Source organism: Noviherbaspirillum sp. UKPF54 (genome assembly GCF_007874125.1).
Classification (GTDB): domain Bacteria; phylum Pseudomonadota; class Gammaproteobacteria; order Burkholderiales; family Burkholderiaceae_D; genus Noviherbaspirillum.
Genome location: NZ_CP040128.1, coordinates 1,761,229 through 1,773,137, shown reverse-complemented (window position 1 = coordinate 1,773,137; position 11,909 = coordinate 1,761,229). Strand labels below are relative to the sequence as shown.

Sequence of the window (11,909 nt, the reverse complement as noted above, 5' to 3'; positions counted from 1 at the left end):
CCGCGTCAGTTGCGCGGGCGCTGGCGGTGGAACACGAGCGGGCTGTATGGCACGGCCGACGGCGGCGGGGAGTTGAGGACGCCCGGCTTGATGGCGCCGACGACGTGCATTTCGCACGGCTTGCAGTCGAAGCGCAGCGTGTAGCGCTCGTTGCCGCTGACTAGCGTCATCGGCTCGGCGCGCACTTGGCCCTGGACGCCCTGCACGCCCTTGGCCTGCTTGGGGCACAAGTTGAACGAGAAGCGCAGGCAATGCTTGGTGATCATCAATGACACTTCGCCGGCTTCCTGGTGCGCCTCGTAGGCCGCGTCGATCAGCTGCACGCCGTGCTTCTGGTAGAACGCGCGCGCTTTCTCGTTGTAGACGTTGGCCAGGTAGGACAGTTGCGTTTCCGGGTAGGCCGGGCACGGCTGCGCGGGAGCCTTGCGCGGCGGGCGCTGCCAGGCAGCCAGGCGTGCCGCCTCGTGCGCCGCAATCGCGTCGCGGCGCAGCGCGTTGATGGCCGCCGCCGGCACGAACCAGGGCTGGGACAACGCCAGGTCGATCTGCGCGGCCTCGAACATGGTGTTGCCGAGCTTGCCCAGGCTGGCGCGCAGCGCGCTTTCTGCCTGCGCCGGCTGCTCTGCCGGCTGCAGCGGGATGGCGGCATCGGCGATGGTGGATACGCCGTCCTCGTCGCTGATCGACAGGCGCAGGCCGCCCGCATGCTCGGATAGAATCAGCCGCAGTGCCACCCGGCGTTCCGCCGATTTCTTTTGCAGTGCTGCCTCCCACTGCCGGTCGCGGTTCCGGTGAATCACGCTGCCCACCTTCAGCCCGGGCAGGGCCGCCATCGCTTCGTTGGGATATACGCGCCAGCGCTGGCCCTCGTCGTCCCCGCCGATTTTTTCGACACGGTTGGCTAGGATGCCGACCGTCTCGCGCTTGTGCATGTAGTTCAGGCCGTCGCCGTTGGCCATCGCCGCATCGGCTGTCATGTCGAAATGGTCGGCCCCGATGCGGATGACGCTGCCAAGCTGGGTGCCGACGTATTTGGGTGAATCGAACGCGCCAATGTCGGGCTGGCGCCCCTGGGCAAAGTAGTCCGTGTGGCCGCGGTGGAAGTTCTTGTCCACGTCCGGCGAAAACAGCAGGCGCGTCGTTCCGCTCGAAGCGCGTGAGAATTCGGGGCGGCGCTCCAGGATATCGTCGAGCAGCCGCCGGTAGTGGCCGGTGATGTTTTTCACGTAGCCGATGTCCTTGTAGCGTCCCTCGATCTTGAACGAGCGGATGCCGGCATCGATCAGAGCCTCCAGGTTGCGGCTCTGGTCGTTGTCCTTCATCGACAGCAGGTGCTTTTCGTAGGCAACGACGCGGCCCTGGCCGTCGGTGAGGGTGTAGGGCAGGCGGCAGGCCTGCGAGCAGTCGCCGCGGTTGGCGCTGCGTCCGGTGTCGGCGTGCGAAATGTAGCACTGGCCGGAAAACGCCACGCACAGCGCGCCGTGGATGAAGTATTCGAGCGGAGTATCGGCCGCCGCGCGGATGGCACGGATCTGCTCCAGGCTCAGTTCGCGCGCCAGCACCAGCTGGGAAAAGCCGACCGCGCCCAGAAAGCGGGCCTTGTCCACGGTGCGGATGTCGCACTGGGTGCTGGCATGCAGCTGGATCGGCGGCAGGTCCATTTCCAGCAAACCCATGTCTTGCACGATGAGCGCGTCGACTCCGGCGTCGTACAGCTGCCAGATCTGCTTGCGGGCGGTTTCCAGCTCGGCGTCGTGCAGGATGGTATTCATCGTCACGAAGATCCGCGCATGGTAGCGGTGCGCGAATTCCACCAGGCCGGCGATGTCGGCGAGCTCGTTGCTGGCGTTGTGGCGCGCGCCGAACGCGGGGCCGCCGATATAGACCGCGTCGGCCCCGTGCAGGATGGCTTCCCGGCCGATCTCGACGGTTTTGGCGGGCGATAGCAGTTCAAGCTGATGGTCGGAGAGCGACATGGGCGAAATCCTGTGGAGAAGGCGGGAATTATAGCCAAATCGGGGCGGCTGCCTGAGCCACCTTGCCAGTATCAGATTCCTGTTTCGGGATGCAAGTTCTCGTTCGCGCCGGTTGTTTTCAAAGTGGCAATGCAAGCACGCTCTAACGCGCGATCATGGCCATTTTGACCATGTTTATTCCACCCGAAAGACAGCCCGGCTGCTACACTCCCGTTCCCTCTCAATCCTTTCTGACCATCGTCCCGGCCGTGCGGCGGCGGGAGTGCGATACGGCTTGGCATGTACAGTTTTTCCACCTTAATCCAGATTATCGAAACCCTCGGGATTCTCGCATTCGCGTTTTCCGGGTTCGTCGAGGCGCGCCGCAAGGACATGGACCTCGTCGGCGTATTTACCGTCGCGTTCATCACCGCGTTCGGCGGCGGGACGCTGCGCGACCTGCTGCTCGACCGGCGCCCCCTGTTCTGGGTCGAGCACCAGGAATACACGCTGCTGGTGTTTATCCTGGCGATGGTCGTCACGCCGTTCATGCGCCACCTGCGTTTTGCGTTTTCCGAGAAGATGTTGGTGACTGCCGACGCCTTCGGCCTGGGATTGTTCAGCGTCCTCGGCGCATCGCTGGCAAAGGAAGCCGGCATGCCGCTGTTCGTGTCCGTCATGATGGGCGTCATTACCGGGATTTTCGGCGGCGTGCTGCGCGACGTTATCTGCAACGAGATACCGATGGTGTTCCGGCGCGGCCAGCTGTATGCAACCTGCGCCTTCCTCGGCTGCTGGTGCTATCTGCTGCTTGCCAGGGTGGATGTGCCGGAGGTGCTGAGCCTTTCGACCAGCATCCTCCTGACGGTCGTCGTACGGCTGGTGGCGGTGCGGTTCAACCTGCGCTTGCCGGCGTAAGCGCGTTTTGAAGGCGCTTACGCCGGAAGACTTCCCGCGCGGGGCGAAAACCTAGATCAGCTTGGAGTAGGTCGAGGTGGTCGGCTGCGACAGGTACTTGTCGAAGACCATGCCGATGGCGCGCACGAACAGGCGCCCCTTCGGCGTCACGCGGATCGAGTCCGGGGCGATCGTGATCAATCCTTCGTCTTCAAACTGCTTGAGCAGGGCGACTTCGTGGGCGAAATAGCTCCAGAAGTCCACCTTGTACTGCGCTTCGATGGCGGCGATGTCCAGCGGAGCGCTGCACATCAGCGCCATGATGATCTGGCGCCGCATCAGGTCGTCGCTGCTCAGTTCGAACCCCTTTTCGAGCGGCAGGCGGCCCTGGTCCAGATGCTCGTAGTACGCCTTCACGGTGCGCACCGACTGGCTGTACGAACTGCCGACCTTGCCGATAGCCGACACCCCGAAGCCGATCAGGTCGCTGTCGGCGCGCGTGGTATAGCCCTGGAAGTTGCGGTGCAGGGTGTTGTCGAGGCGCGCTAGGTTCAGTTCTTCATCCGGCTTGGAAAAATGGTCCAGGCCGATGTAGACATAGCCGGCGTCGAGCAACCGGCGCGTGGACATCAGGAAAATCTGCAGGCGGGTTTCCGCCGAAGGCAGGTCGCTGGCAACGATCAGGCGCTGCGCCTTGAAGCGGCTCGGCAGGTGCGCGTAGTTGTACAGCGCGATGCGGTCCGGCGACACCTGGATCAGGCTGTCGAGCGTGCGGCTGAAGCTTTCCAGCGTCTGCTTGGGCAAGCCATAAATCAGGTCGGCATTGATCGACTGGAAACCGGCGGCGCGGCTGGCCGTGACGGCCCTGTTCACCATCTCGAGGGGCTGGATGCGATTGACTGCCTGTTGCACTTCGGGGTCGAAATCCTGCACGCCGAAACTGGTGCGGTTGAATCCGAGTTCAGCCAGGAAGGCGAGCGTGTCCTCGCGAACGGTGCGCGGATCGATCTCGATGCCCAGTTCCGCGTCATCGGTGAAGGTGAAGTGCTTGCGCACCATGGCCATCAGCTGGCGCAGCTCATCCGAATTGAAGAAGGTCGGGGTGCCGCCGCCGAGGTGCAGCTGCACGGTGCGCCGGTCCGGCCCGATCCGGGATGCCACCAGTTCCATTTCCTTTTCCAGGTAGCGCAGGTATTCGGTGACGCGGCCATGGTCCTGCGTGATGATCTTGTTGCATGCGCAAAAATAGCAAAGCGACTCGCAGAACGGTAAATGCAGATAAACCGACAGCGGCGGATTGTCGCTGCGCCCGGCGCGCTGCTCCAGGTAGGTGATGTAGGTTTGGTCGTTGAAGGCCGGCGTGAAGCGGTCCGCGGTCGGATAGGAGGTGTAGCGCGGTCCGGATTTGTCGAAGCGGCGGATCAGATCTTCTGGAATTTCGATATCGACGACGGAAGACATGGTAATGCATCCTGAAAAAGGTTGAGGGGGCCGGGCTTGTTCCCGTCGGACAGGTGGACCGGTGCCGAGTTCCGCCAGTCAACAGGCGAATTCGACCATCGGGAACAAGCCGGATCATCGGCATCCGTTAATGGTTTTGCAGTGTGATAGAGCAATGTTATTACGGATGAGCAAAAAAGACATCTTTGCGCACGGTCTTTTCATGATTTCGTGCGCAAAGCTTGATGCATTGGTATAACCTTTTTTGTCCCATCTCGGACAGATAACTAGGATGCGCGGATTGGCCGTGCCCATCGCGCCCGATTCCGGAGAGTCGCCGATGAACGCTTCTTTTCGAACCGCGCCGCCGCAGGCGCTGGCGGCAGGCATGCAGGACGCGCGCGCCCGCACGCTGGCGTTCTTCGACTGCCTTGCGGCATGCGGCATGGACGATCCAGCCCGGATGCCGATGCTGCCCATCGTGAATCCGCCTCGCTGGGAACTGGGCCACATCGCGTGGTTCGCCGAGTGGTATATCCTGCGCGAGGCTTCATCGAGCGCGCCACAGGCCGCTCGGCGGCCGTCGATATGGCCGCAAAGCGACACCTGGTTCAATTCGAATACGATCGCTCATGATACGCGCTGGTCGCCCGAACTGCCGCCGGCGACGGCGGTCAGGGCATATTGCCGCGACGTACACGACGCCGTGCTGGACAAACTGGGCCGCACCGAAGACAGCGACGCCGCGCTCTATCCCTATCGCCTGATCCTGGCACACGAAGACATGCACGGCGAGGCATTCGCGTACACGTTGCAGACGCTGAATCTCGCGTCGCCCGCGCTTCTGGCCGTGCAGGATGCGCCGCCCGGCGCAGCCGGCGAGATCCGCTTTGCCGGCGGCAGCGTCGAGCTGGGCGGGCGTCCCGGCGACGGATTCGTGTTCGACAACGAAAAGTGGGCGCATTCCTGCGAGGTGAAACCGTTCGGTATCGACGCGACGCTGGTGTCCAACGCGCGCTACCGGGAATTTGTCGATGCCGGCGGATACCGCGATCCGCGCTTCTGGAGCGCGGCCGGGCGCGAATGGCTGGCGTGGCACGGAGCGGATGCGCCACGGGAATGGCGCCGCGATGGAAACCACTGGCATCAGCTGCGCTTCGGCGCGCCGCAGGCGCTCGCGCCCAACGAACCGGTCCGGCATGTCAGCCTGTACGAAGCGCAAGCCTATTGCGCCTGGGCCGGGCGAAGGCTGCCGGACGAAGCCGAATGGGTGCGCGCAGCGCAGTCAGGTCATCCGGCATTTCGCTGGGGCGAGCTGTGGGAGTGGACCGATTCGGTTTTCGCCCCGTATCCGGGATTTTCCGCGGACGCTTACCGCGAATATTCGGCGCCGTACTTCGGCACGCATCAGGTGTTGCGCGGAGCTTCGTTCGCCACGCCGCCGCGCATGCGCTCAGCCGCATTCCGCAATTTCTACATGCCGCAACGCAACGACATCTTCGCGGGCTTCAGGACCTGCGCGCTCTAGGCAATCAACTTAAGCCCCGGCGGCAGCGAGTCTCCGAGGAAGCTGCGCTCGCCGGATTCGTCCAGTTGCACCGCCTCGCGGATCATCACGGTCCAGGCCTGCGGAGCGCCGGCCGCCTCCAGGCGCCGTATGACCTGCTCACGCGTGGCTTGCGGCAGGTCGCGCGAGCGGTCCCCGGTCAGGCGCGCCACGTGGGCTGCGGCGAACGGCGCGGCTTCCTGGTGCTTCCAGTCGAGCGCCATGATGGCGTCGACCCAGGCGGCGGCGGTTTCCGGCGGCACGACGTCGTGCGCGCTGCCATGGAAAGGCTGGCGCGCGCCGACCCTGGCCAGCGTCCAGAGCACGAGGCTGTCCGGCACGGCAACGCCGCGCCGCTGCGGCTTGTCCTTTCCCAGCAGGCCGAGCAGCCAGTCGCCGATCTCGGCCTTGTAGCTTGCAGGGATACGTTCCAGCGCCGCGACCAGGCGCAGCATGTCATCGTAGCTGCCCTTGACCAGCCCGGGCGGGCGGTCCGGGACCTCGTCTTCGGCCACGTTCTGCGCGAAGTCGTCGAGCAGCCGTAGCTGCGCCTCGGTTTCCAGGCCGCCGGCCACGCGGCGCCACATCGTCCACCATTCGGCGCAGACCTGGACGTCGTTGCGGTACTGCGCGCCGGCCTCGAACAGTGCCCAGAGCTGCCCCGTGCGCCAGTCGTCGAGCGGATAGCCGAAGCCGGGGCGCAGGCAATAACCGGTCAGGTTGAGCCAAACCCGTTCGTGGTCGGCGGAGCGCCGGCGGCCGCGAGCGCGCTGGATCAGTGCGTCGGCCAGGCGGCGCAGCAGGGGCGTGGGCCAGCCCTCGCGCTGCCCGATCAGCTTTTCCAGTTGCGCGCGCAACTGCCGTACTTCCCTCGGTTCGACCTTCTGCGCGCGCGTGCCGAAGATGCGGTCGATCCTCGCCAGCGCTTCGGAAAAGCGCGGCGGCAGGTCGGCCGTCGCGTCGCTCTCCGTAGCGTCGGTCCCGTCGCCGCGCAGCTGGAATTCGAGCTTCCAGCGCTGATCGGGATCGTCGATGCTCACGCAATGCATTTCGAGCGTGCCGATCTCGGTCAACGCGGTGGCCAGCTGCACCGGGATTTCCGCTTTTGCGCCGGCCGCCGCGCCCCGCAGCACCGTGGCGATCGGCGGCAGCTGCACGAAGTCGCCGCCGTCGAGATCGACAAGTTCGCCGGCGCGGTGCGGCCGCCCGCCGCTTTCGCCGGCTGTCGACGACACCAGATGGAAGCGTACCGGCTGGCCCAGTCGCAAGGCAAAGCTGCGTTCCGGCAGCAGCACTTCCTTTCCTTGCTCGCTGCCGCGCGGCAGGACGCAGACGCCCTGGCGCCCGTGGGAGCGGTCGTCGAGGACCAGGAAATAGCTGCGCGGCGAGCCGCCTCCGATTCTGGCGCCCAGGCCGGATCGCGCCAGCGTGTAGGCGACCGCGCCGCGCGCGACCGCCACGTCCGGGTCATTATTGTCCAGCAGGCGAAGCGGCGCACCGCGCCAGTCCGCCAGCGTGCTTTCCAGCTGCTGAACGATCAGGTCGGAACGGAACACGCCGCCGTTGAGCAGCAGGGTGTCGGGCATGGGCAGGCGCGCGTCACCGGCATCCGGCAAGCCGAGCGCTCCGCGCGCCGCCGCCGCATGCCGCTGCAGGAATGCGGCGATGTGGCGGGTGATCGCCGGATCGCTCGCATAAGGCAGGCCGAACTCGACGATGCCGCTGCGCCTTTGCTGCACCGGCTCGGTGGGAGCGACCGCGGGAAAGAAGCCGTCGAGGATGACGCGCGCCGCCTCCTCGCGCGTCAGCTCGGCCGAGCGCGATCCGCCGATGACGCGCGAGCCCGCGCCCAGCAGCGTGACCGTGACGGCGGCAGGCGCGCACGGCCCCAGCAACTGCTCCTTGGCGGCGCGGCAGCGTTCGAGTAGTTGGGACAGCCGCCCGGCCGACAGCCGTTGGCCCGCGCCCGAGCCGCCGTTGGCCGGCGTCAGGCGCGACTCGGCGATATGCGCGAGCACCAGGTCCATGTTGTCGCCACCCAGCATCAGGTGCTTGCCGACGCCGATGCGCGTCAATTGCGGCTGGCCGTCGCGCATTCCGGCCGTGATCAGGCTCAGGTCGGTGGTGCCGCCGCCGACGTCGCACACAAGGATCAGGCGCGTGTCCGCCAGTTCGCCGGCCAACGAGGCGCGGTGCCGGAACAGCCAGTCGTAGAACGCCGCCTGCGGCTCTTCCAGCAGCCGCAGGCGCGGCAAGCCGGCCATGCGGGCCGCGTTCAGCGTGAGTTCGCGCGCGCCCTCGTCGAAGGACGCGGGGACCGTCAGCACAATTTCCTGCTCTTCCAGCGGATGTTGCGGAAATTGCCAGTTCCAGGCCGCGCGCACATGGGCCAGGTAGCTGGCGCTGGCCTGCACCGGCGACACCTTGCGCACGTCATCTGCTGCGCCCCACGGCAGGATCGGCGCCATGCGGTCGACCGCGCCGTGCGACAGCCAGCTCTTGGCGCTGGCGACCAGGCGGCCGGGAACCTGCGCCCCGAGCTTTCGCGCCAGCATGCCGATCACGACCGGCTCCTGGCCGCTGTCGCCGGCCGCCGCCCATGGCAATTGCAGTTCGCTTGCCGGCAGCTCGCCCGGTGCGGGATGGAAGCGCAGCGACGGCAGCAGCGGGAGCGCCTTGACCTCGCCCGGCGCGACCAGCTGCTCGATGTCGAACAGGCGGATGTCGCTGCCGCCGGGCTCGGCATAGGCGACGACGGTATGGGTGGTCCCGAGGTCGATGCCGACCGCAAATCGCTTCATTGGTTATGGCCGCGCACGTCGAATTCCACGTTCCAGCGCTCGCCGCCGCTACGTGGCGCGGCCGACAGCTCGAGCGTGCCGGCCTCCGTCACCCTGGCGTGCAGCCGGACCTGCACCACTTCGCCCGGCTCTCGTCCTTCGGCAGGCAGCGTGGCCTGGATTTCGTCCAGTTCCTGCAATTCGTCCGGCTGCCACCAGTCGAGCATGGTGCCGAGCTGATCCTGGCGCCGCGTGGACGAGCCGAAGAAGCGGAAATGCACCGGCTCGCCCACCACCAGCCCGAACTCCTGCGTCTGCAACTCGGCGTCGCTGCCTTCCTCCATGCCGAACGGCGCCACGCACAGCGCCTGTATCGGCGGTTCCATGCCGGGGATGGCCGGCATCGCCGATTCGACCCCGACGTAATAGGCGCGCGCGGTGCCGCCGCGGATGCGCACGCCGCGTCCGTGCCGCACATAGCCGTAATATGCCGCGCCGCGCGCCACCGCCAGGTCGAGGTCGGCGCCGGTCAGGAGGCGTGCCGGCTGCGCGTTTTCGGCGGCGAGCCAGCCGTTGATGGTGTCCATGGCACGTTTGGCCAGCAAGTCGGACTTGAATACGCCACCGTTGAACAGGACCGCGGTCGGATGCAGGAAGCTGGCGCCGGGATCGACGCGCCCGACGAAGCCTTCCAGCTCGGCCAGCGCGCCGGCCTGGCGCCCAAGGAAGCCGGCCAGATGGCGGGTCACCGCCGCATCCTGCGCGAAAGGCAGGCCGAGCTGGGTCAGCGCGGCGCGGGTACGGGTAGCCGGTCGCGCCGAAGCGTCCACCTGCGGGAAGAAGCCGTCGAGGATGACGGCGGCGACTTCCTCGCGCGTGAGTTCGGTGCGGATCGAACCGCCAATCAGCTTGGAGCCCCGGCTGGGCACGACGATCGGCACGGACTGGGCGTCGGTTTCGGACAGCAGCGTTTCCTTGGCGGCGCGGCAGCCGTAGGTCAGCGCGCGCATCTGCCACGGATCGAGCTGGGTGCCGTTGGCCGACAGCTTGCGCGCGACGACGTGGGCCAGGGTCAGGTCCATGTTGTCGCCGCCGAGCAGGATATGGTCGCCGACCGCGACCCGGTGCAGCTCCAGGTTGCCCTCGCGCTCGACCACGGCGATCAGCGAAAAGTCGCTGGTGCCGCCGCCGACGTCGACCACCAGAATGATGTCGCCGGGCTTGACTTCCCGGCGCCAGCGGCCCTGGCTGGCTTGTATCCAGTTGTACAGTGCGGCCTGCGGTTCTTCCAGCAGCGTGAGCGACTGGTAGCCTGCGGCGCGCGCGGCTTCAGCGGTCAGCTCCCGCGCGGCTGGGTCGAACGAGGCGGGGATCGTGACGGTGACGTCCTGCCGGTCGAACGGCGCATCCGGATGCGCATGGTCCCAGGCATGGCGCAGGTGCGTCAGGTAGCGGATCGACGCCTCCAGCGGCGAAACGCGCGTCACTTCCGGCGGCGCGTCGCCCGGCAGGATGGCGGCGCGCCGGTCCACGCCGGGATGGCACAGCCAGCTCTTGGCGCTCGACACCAGCCGGATCGGCGTGGTCGCGCCACGGCTGCGCGCCAGTTCGCCGACGATGTAGTCCAGCGCGCCGGTCCAGGGCAGGCTGAGCTCGCCCGGCGCGAATTCGTCGCCGTGCGGAAGGTAGAGAAAGGACGGCAGCAGCGCGTGCGCCTCCACCGCGCCGGGCGCGGTGAGCTGCGGAACGTCGAGCACGCCGTGCAGCGTTTTCTCGCCATCGCTGGCCTGCATGTCGGTATAGGCGAGGGCGCTGTGGGTGGTACCGAGGTCGATCCCGATCGAATAGCGCGGCGCGCTCATAGCTCCACCTCCGCCGGCGCCAGCACGGTCGCGTCATGGTGCTCTGCCAGCTTGGGCAATCGAACTTCCTTGGCGCGCCAGCCGCGGTGCGTGAGGCTGCCGTGGAACGGCGCCTTGCCCACGACGATGCCGGTGAGGCTGATCGACGCGGCATCGAAACCCTCATTCAGGGTGATGCGGTTGCCCTCGCTTTCCTCCCGGATCGGGGCGATCGTAAAGTGCTCGTTCAGCACCTTGCGGCAGCCTTCATGCACCACCCGCGCCGCCGCGCCGATTTCGGCATCGGTGTAATTGGACAGGTTTTCCATCGTGAAGTCGATCAGGCGCGCATCGCGCTGCAGCAGGGCCAGCAGCTGCAGCGCCGCGTCCGGCGACGCTTCCTTCAGTTGCGGCGGTGGCGGCTTCGGCGCGGCCGCCGGGGCAGGAGCGGGCGCCGGAGCCGGTTCCGGCGGGGCGGCTTCGGGCTGCCGCAGATGATCGATTCGGCTGGCGTAATCCACGTCGGAAAAGGTGCGGAAGAAGGCGCCGAAGGCGAGCGGGATGCGCCGGAAAAATGAAGGCTTGGGGTTTTTCTCCGGCCTGGTTTTCGTGTCGGTCATGCAATGCTCCTGAGTTATTGATCGAATGCGCGTGGCAGTGGAACGGTGCGGCATGCTGCTAAGTGCGGACAGGCGCTGCACGGTGGAGCGCAATAGCCATCGAGGTATAAGATTTGCAAAAAAAACGGATGGTTCACCCCGCGGGCGCTTTACCGGGTGCGCGACACACCGGGCAGGCGTCTGGCCGGCGAGTTCTGTTGATTGCTAGCATTCTCGGCGCGGCATTGCCGCCCATTGGAAGGGAAAACGGGGCAGGCTGTATTGCGCGAAAGCTGAAAACAAGCCAAAAGTTGGCAACGAGACGGGAGTCTGTGTGGCGCGGCTTATTTTTGTTTCTTGTCGGAAGAAAAAGCCTCGGCCAGAGGATCGCCGAGCGCCAGAAGCGCATGCAGTCCTTTCATCTGTTCGGCTGAAATCTTCCTGTTCTTCGATCTTGCTTCGACAAAGAATTCCAATGCGCCGGTGAGGTCGCTGATGCGAATGCGTGCGGCGCCGAGGGCGTGCAGCAGGCGATTGTTTTCGGCCAGCAGCTCCGCGGCGGTGCGCGGTGCGGTGCCGGCGGCTTGCGTGGCCGCGTCTCGCGCGCGCTTTTTGTCTCGGTAGCGCTTGGCCCGTTGCGCCGCAGTCAGGGCGTTCGGCAGGCGAGGGCGGCCTCGGCGCTTCGGTTCGGCCGGGGGCGAGGTTCGGTTTGCGGACATGGGCAGGCAGTCTCCGGTTCTGCCTCTTATTTTACGTGACGCGTCACAAGAATCGGCCGCAAATTCAGTTGCTGTTGAGACAACTCGACACTTTTTTATAAAACTCTTGTATCTTATAGAAGAGTTGCGGGC

The 11,909-nt window shown here is 66.1% G+C and carries 8 protein-coding genes; 2 read left to right on the top strand and 6 right to left on the bottom strand.

Annotated features, from left to right (window positions below; translation table 11 throughout):
• Window positions 1–5: 5 nt before the first annotated feature.
• Window positions 6–1,976 carry a U32 family peptidase gene (locus FAY22_RS08230; protein ID WP_146329760.1) on the bottom strand — a complete coding sequence of 657 codons (1,971 nt, stop codon included), beginning with the start codon at window positions 1,974–1,976 and terminating at the stop codon, window positions 6–8.
• Window positions 1,977–2,255: 279 nt separating this feature from the next.
• On the opposite strand from FAY22_RS08230, the gene FAY22_RS08225 reads away from it, so the two are divergent.
• A complete protein-coding gene (locus FAY22_RS08225) occupies window positions 2,256–2,873 on the top strand; it encodes a trimeric intracellular cation channel family protein (protein WP_146329759.1) in 618 nt (205 codons plus the stop codon).
• 51 nt (window positions 2,874–2,924) lie between these two features.
• Here FAY22_RS08225 and hemN read toward each other — a convergent pair whose 3' ends face one another.
• Complete coding sequence (gene hemN / locus FAY22_RS08220) at window positions 2,925–4,313, bottom strand: oxygen-independent coproporphyrinogen III oxidase (RefSeq protein ID WP_146329758.1); 1,389 nt, start codon at window positions 4,311–4,313, stop codon at window positions 2,925–2,927.
• 319 nt (window positions 4,314–4,632) lie between these two features.
• Here hemN and senA point away from each other — a divergent pair, with 319 nt between their 5' ends.
• Entirely contained in the window at window positions 4,633–5,820 is a 1,188-nt protein-coding gene (gene senA, locus FAY22_RS08215) for a selenoneine synthase SenA (RefSeq protein ID WP_210411915.1), read from the top strand.
• Here senA and FAY22_RS08210 read toward each other — a convergent pair.
• From FAY22_RS08210 to FAY22_RS08195, 4 genes are all read right to left on the bottom strand, one after another.
• Complete coding sequence (locus FAY22_RS08210; protein WP_146329757.1) at window positions 5,817–8,639, bottom strand: Hsp70 family protein; 2,823 nt, start codon at window positions 8,637–8,639, stop codon at window positions 5,817–5,819. The genes senA and FAY22_RS08210 overlap by 4 nt on opposite strands.
• A complete protein-coding gene (locus tag FAY22_RS08205) occupies window positions 8,636–10,480 on the bottom strand; it encodes an Hsp70 family protein (protein WP_146329756.1) in 1,845 nt (614 codons plus the stop codon). The genes FAY22_RS08210 and FAY22_RS08205 overlap by 4 nt, the downstream gene beginning before the upstream one ends.
• A complete protein-coding gene (locus tag FAY22_RS08200; protein WP_146329755.1) occupies window positions 10,477–11,079 on the bottom strand; it encodes a DUF2760 domain-containing protein in 603 nt (200 codons plus the stop codon). The genes FAY22_RS08205 and FAY22_RS08200 overlap by 4 nt, the downstream gene beginning before the upstream one ends.
• A gap of 323 nt (window positions 11,080–11,402) precedes the next feature.
• Complete coding sequence (locus FAY22_RS08195) at window positions 11,403–11,777, bottom strand: hypothetical protein (protein WP_146329754.1); 375 nt, start codon at window positions 11,775–11,777, stop codon at window positions 11,403–11,405.
• Between the last annotated feature and the right edge of the window lie 132 nt (window positions 11,778–11,909).

Excerpts from the sequence above, each read along its gene's own strand:
- FAY22_RS08230 (WP_146329760.1), bottom strand. The coding sequence starts at position 1,976 with ATGTCGCTCTCCGACCATCAGCTTGAACTGCTATCGCCCGCCAAAACC.
- FAY22_RS08225 (WP_146329759.1), top strand. The coding sequence starts at position 2,256 with ATGTACAGTTTTTCCACCTTAATCCAGATTATCGAAACCCTCGGGATT.
- hemN (WP_146329758.1), bottom strand. The coding sequence starts at position 4,313 with ATGTCTTCCGTCGTCGATATCGAAATTCCAGAAGATCTGATCCGCCGC.
- senA (WP_210411915.1), top strand. The coding sequence starts at position 4,633 with ATGAACGCTTCTTTTCGAACCGCGCCGCCGCAGGCGCTGGCGGCAGGC.
- FAY22_RS08210 (WP_146329757.1), bottom strand. The coding sequence starts at position 8,639 with ATGAAGCGATTTGCGGTCGGCATCGACCTCGGGACCACCCATACCGTC.
- FAY22_RS08205 (WP_146329756.1), bottom strand. The coding sequence starts at position 10,480 with ATGAGCGCGCCGCGCTATTCGATCGGGATCGACCTCGGTACCACCCAC.
- FAY22_RS08200 (WP_146329755.1), bottom strand. The coding sequence starts at position 11,079 with ATGACCGACACGAAAACCAGGCCGGAGAAAAACCCCAAGCCTTCATTT.
- FAY22_RS08195 (WP_146329754.1), bottom strand. The coding sequence starts at position 11,777 with ATGTCCGCAAACCGAACCTCGCCCCCGGCCGAACCGAAGCGCCGAGGC.